This is a genomic window from Polynucleobacter sp. 39-46-10 (assembly GCF_002282275.1).
In genome coordinates this window covers 1-4,971 of record NZ_NCJB01000168.1, presented here as the reverse complement: position 1 = coordinate 4,971, position 4,971 = coordinate 1, and the positions used below count along the sequence as shown (strand labels likewise).

Below are 4,971 nucleotides of genomic sequence, written 5' to 3'. Positions count from 1 at the left end.
ATGACGGGTGCTTGGCACACGGTGCTGACAACATTCTCATGAAGGGATCACATGACTTCGTAGTCAATGATGGCACTTCAGGCTTTCACAGAAAGCACTTGCACGCCAAGAACTTCAACACCTTCCAATGCCAGACTGGAGTCTTTGAGCGCATCAACTATGGCATTCCCCAACTCAACATCATCCACCTTCATGGTTCTGTCTATTGGTCAAAAAGTGGCGAGAAGATTGAAGTCAATTACACAAATGACTCCAAGAACCTGCTCAATCCTAGCGCCATTAGTAAGATAAAGAAATTCTCAACCTATCTTGGCAATAAAGACGGAACGACTACCAACATACCTGATGTAGCGTTCACCCGCCAACAAATTGACAGGTTCTGGACAGAGTACAACAAGCTCCCCATCGTGAACCCCACAAAGTGGAAGTTTCACGAAACGGTATTTGAAGAGCACTATTACCAGATGCTCAGGCTCTTGAGCTATGAGCTTGAGAAACCGAACTCCATCCTCATTACCTTCGGATTCTCGTTTGCCGACGAGCACATCCTGAAGCTTGTCCAGCGATCACTTTCCAATCCACAGCTTCAGACATTCATTTGTTGCTACAGCCAAAAAGGCGCGGCGGCAATGAGCGAAGAATTCAAGCTTTGGAAAAATGTCACCGTCATTGGGCCCCCTGACGACGAAAAGCTAGATTTCACAAACTTCAACAAATACATCTTCTCCCTTAAGCCTGAGAAGTACGTACCTTCCGATATCGGCGACAAGCTATGACCATAGTCGTAGGCGAAGTCATTGCGGTTTCTGGGATACGCATATCACTTCGCATATTTGAAGATTCCAGCCAGGAAACCATTTTTTACGATGGAGTGAAGTACAGAGGTGTATCACTCCGTGAGCACATCTCGATCCAGCGCGGATTCATTGATATTGTCTGCCTTGTTGAAGGCGAATATCTTGACGAGCGCAAACTTGATGCCGATGTTGAGAAGACACTCTATGTCCGCAAGGTTGACGTGCGTCCCATCGGATATATCGTGGATGACAAGTTCTTTGAAGGCGTGAAGTTCATGCCCATGATCAGGGACAAGGCATCACTTCTCAGTGAGCCCATGATTGGCAAGATCTATGGCACCGAAGGAAAGATCAAATTCTCCATCGGCTCTATGCTAAAAGAGAACGTACCCATCAACTTGCCATGGACACGGATTTTCAACGGCCACCTCGGAATCTTTGGTAATACCGGAAGCGGCAAGTCCAACACCTTGGCAAAGCTCTACACAACGTTGTTCAACGAGAAGTTGGAGGCACTTAAGTTCAAGAGCCAGTTCGTCATTATTGACTTCAACGGCGAATACACTGAAGGTCAGATTCTTCCGGCCAAGGACAAGAAGATAACCATCCTGGATCACAAAAATTCAGGTGACAAATTCAAAATTGAAGCGACGCACTTCTGGGACGCCGAAACACTCAGCCTTCTGTTTCAGGCCACAACCAACACCCAGCAGCCGTTTCTGAGACGGGTTCTCAGTGGCAAAGAGCGATTCAAAGATGTCCCGCTTGAACGATACATTGAAAAAACATTTGAAAAAGCTTTCAGTGCTAGCGAACCAAAACCCGATGCCTTGGAGCTGGGCCGAGAGATCGCGAGAATTCTGGAGTGTGAACCGTTGCAGGATCACTTGAGGGGCATCACATACAACGCGAAGAGCAAATACTTTAGGGATGCTGGCGACAATTACTACAACTCAGATGGCACTGGGTTTGAAGCGTATCTAAAGCCCCTGCTTGGAAAAATTGATCTGAACGGCATGGATCAGTTCACAGAACTCATCCTGAGGTGCTACCTCCAACTCTGTTCAGATGTCGTTCTAGGCTACGCCCAGTACGAACATATTCAGCCGGTGCTTTCAAGAGCTAAATCATCCATATCCGGTCTTCGCAACGTGCTTGAGATTGTGGATGTTCCACCGCCCCCGAACCTCTTGCATGTCATCTCCCTCAAGAAGTGCAAGAACGAAATCAAAAAAATTCTACCTCTTCTCATCGCAAAGAACTTCTACATCAACCACAAAGACTCAGAAAACCTGAAGAGCCCACCCACTCGTACACTTCATCTCATCATTGACGAAGCTCACAACATCCTGTCTGAGCAGTCCAAGCGCGAGCATGAAATTTGGAAAGACTACAGGCTGGAACTGTTTGAGGAAATCATCAAGGAGGGAAGAAAGTATGGGGTCTACCTTACCCTCTCAAGTCAGCGTCCTGCGGATATCTCGCCAACTATCGTTTCACAAATCCACAACTTCTTCATCCATCGCTTAGTCAACGAGCGCGACCTCATGCTACTGGACAACACCATCAGTACCCTTGACTCGTCCTCTAAGGCTCTGATACCCACCCTCGCCAAGGGCTGCTGTGTCGTCACTGGAACAGCATTTGACCTACCTATGATCCTGAAGATAGATCCTCTCCTCAAAGAGCATCGCCCGAGCAGTGATGACGTCAATCTGGAAGAGCTTTGGGTCCACGAAGACTAGAAAATAAAATATGCAGAGAGAGTTTGATGGCTAGAAAACGTAAAAAGAGTCCTTTGGAGGACATGCTCGATTTGGTGTCCTTACTGCCATGGTGGGCAGGTGTTGCTATTGCAGCTATTGGCTATGTGGTTCTCCACCGCATGGCCGTTCCAGTTCAGGTAGCGGCTGTTCAACCAGGACAAGTCGGTAGCCTGATCACTCAGACGGTATTCACAGGCTTTGCTTCAATTGGGCAATATCTGATTCCGCTTATCGGTTTGGCGGGCGCTGCAATGTCATTTTTTCGACGTAAGCAGCGTACTGCGTTGGTCACAGACTTGGCGCAAGCCCAAAGTTCCAATGCGCTTGATGGCATGTCCTGGCGTGAATTTGAGTTGCTGGTGGGAGAAGCGTTCAGATTGCAGGGCTACCGCGTAACGGAAAATGGTGGTGGGCCTGACGGCGGCATTGATTTGGTCATGACCAAAGGCAACGAGAAATTTCTTGTTCAGTGCAAGCAATGGAAAGCATTCAAGGTCGGCGTGGGCGTTGTGCGAGAACTGTATGGCGTGATGGCTGCCAAAGGTGCTACCGGCGGTTTTGTGGTCACTTCCGGACGCTTTACCGACGATGCCAAGGCATTTGCTGATGGCCGTAATGTTCAGTTGGTGGACGGCCCAAAGCTTTTTGCCATGATCAAGCAGACAAGGCAGTCACTGACAGCTACCAATCAGAAGCCAACTAGCAGACCGCAGATAGCACAACAAATAGCGGCGATTGAACCCGCGTGTCCGCAATGCAGTGCGGAAATGGTCAAGCGCACGGCGCGCAATGGTAGAAATGCTGGTGGTGAATTTTGGGGTTGCTCAAAATTCCCGACTTGTCGCGGTGTCCGGCAGTTGTCATAGCTTGAACGACATTCCGCTTAACGAGCTACCAACGCTAGTCGGAAGCGGTTGGAATCCCGCTTCCGAGCAATTCACGGTTTCATGCGCAAGAACCGCGCACGGCGCGCCGAGTTGACGGCGCTAGAGACACTAGCAGTGGCTGTTTTTGGCACTGCCAGCGGTGTTTTAACGGCTTTAGAGCGGCTTTCCCGACTTCCGACTGCCAAAGCCATGTGGGAGATGGAACTCCATCTGGAGTACACGCTAAATAGACTGTTTCCGCATACTCGAATAGTGTCTATATAGAGTCCAATTGGCGATTTATTGACATATTCCATAATGACTCTTAGAATTCAAATAGACATCAACTATTTGAATATGGAGCTTTAAATGAGTACAGCGAAAACCGCCACCAGCGGCAAACGTATTGGTTATGTTCGCGTCAGCAGTGCGGATCAGAACGATGCACGCCAACTTGAGAGCTTTGTCCTGGATAAAACCTTTACCGATAAGGCCAGCGGCAAAGACACCAATCGGCCCCAACTTCAAGCAATGTTCGAGTTTGTGCGCGAAGGCGACCATATCTATGTGCATAGCATGGATAGGCTTTCGCGCTCACTGCGCGACTTGCAAGAAGTGGTGGAGTTGATGACTGGAAAGGGGATCAGCGTTACCTTCACCAAGGAAAACTTGACTTTTGAGCCCCCTGCAACCGGAGCAGATGCCCACAAAACGGCGTATTCCACACTTATGCTGCAATTGCTGGGTGCAGTCAGTCAATTTGAGCGCGCACTTATCAAGGAGCGGCAGCGCGAAGGCATAGCGATCGCGAAAAGCAAGAAGCTATACAAGGGGAGAAAGCCGGCCTTAGACAAAGCAGCGGTCGAGAAACTGCAGCAAATGGTTGCTGACGGCATTTCCAAGGTAGAAATCGCAGAGACCCTAGGAATCTCAAGAGCAAGTGTTTACGTTTATCTGAATGCTTGACACGTCCTTGACACAGAAATCGCTTGGTAATCAGGGAGGAGTTCGATGGTGATTGATGAGGCCCGGTACAAAAATTGGGAAAGCTGGAAGCCTCGGCGGTGGGCTTGGGAATTCCTAATCCGCAACGCCGAATTCCAAATGGAGTGTGACGCCGCAGGAACATGCGATGGCGTTGCCCGGCAGAATGTTGCAGATCGGTTTGGTCTTAAAACATATAAGCACTATTCGGAACGGTTTTCGAGCATTCGGTCCTGCCCGAGTGTTCGCGCCCCAAAGTTCGTCGCAGGGGCAATATCAGTTCACTCGAATGCTGAAAACTTGGAGGCTGAGCGAAAAGTCCGGCTTTCTCTGAAGCCAGGTCAAGTTGCAATTGTTTTCGACGTCTCAAATGGGGCGGTCAATGGGATGGGCCTTGAGTTGCAAATTAATCGCGCTACTAGGTCACTTATTTCGCGTGCTTTGAACTACAGTAGCTCCTTCACCTTCCGAAGCACTCAACAGAAGCTCGACTCACACAGTAAAGTTTTTCTTAAGTATTTAAAGCTTCTGGATGCGTTGCGTTCGATTCAGACAAAG

General features: G+C 48.9%; 6 protein-coding genes. 5 read left to right on the top strand and 1 reads right to left on the bottom strand.

Going from position 1 to position 4,971, the window contains the following annotated elements:
- The 3 genes from B7X71_RS11640 to B7X71_RS11630 form a co-directional block, all read left to right on the top strand.
- Positions 1-776: hypothetical protein (locus tag B7X71_RS11640; RefSeq protein WP_293600808.1), on the top strand; the 776-nt coding region annotated here is incomplete at its 5' end.
- Positions 773-2,542 carry an ATP-binding protein gene (locus B7X71_RS11635; RefSeq protein WP_293600807.1) on the top strand — a complete coding sequence of 590 codons (1,770 nt, stop codon included), beginning with the start codon at positions 773-775 and terminating at the stop codon, positions 2,540-2,542. The genes B7X71_RS11640 and B7X71_RS11635, both read left to right, overlap by 4 nt.
- Positions 2,524-3,429, top strand: a complete 906-nt coding sequence (locus tag B7X71_RS11630; RefSeq protein ID WP_363926999.1) for a restriction endonuclease — start codon at positions 2,524-2,526, stop codon at positions 3,427-3,429. Before B7X71_RS11635 ends, B7X71_RS11630 begins: the two co-directional genes overlap by 19 nt.
- A 71-nt stretch (positions 3,430-3,500) precedes the next feature.
- On the opposite strand, the gene B7X71_RS11625 is transcribed toward B7X71_RS11630, so the two are convergent.
- Positions 3,501-3,746: a hypothetical protein gene (locus B7X71_RS11625; RefSeq protein ID WP_293600806.1), complete on the bottom strand. Its 246-nt coding sequence runs from the start codon at positions 3,744-3,746 to the stop codon at positions 3,501-3,503.
- A gap of 52 nt (positions 3,747-3,798) precedes the next feature.
- On the opposite strand from B7X71_RS11625, the gene B7X71_RS11620 reads away from it, so the two are divergent.
- Positions 3,799-4,395 (top strand): recombinase family protein, encoded by a 597-nt coding sequence (locus tag B7X71_RS11620; RefSeq protein ID WP_293600805.1) that lies wholly within the window; start codon positions 3,799-3,801, stop codon positions 4,393-4,395.
- Positions 4,396-4,440: 45 nt separating this feature from the next.
- The coding region (locus B7X71_RS11615) for a hypothetical protein (RefSeq protein ID WP_293600804.1) at positions 4,441-4,971 on the top strand (531 nt) is incomplete at its 3' end.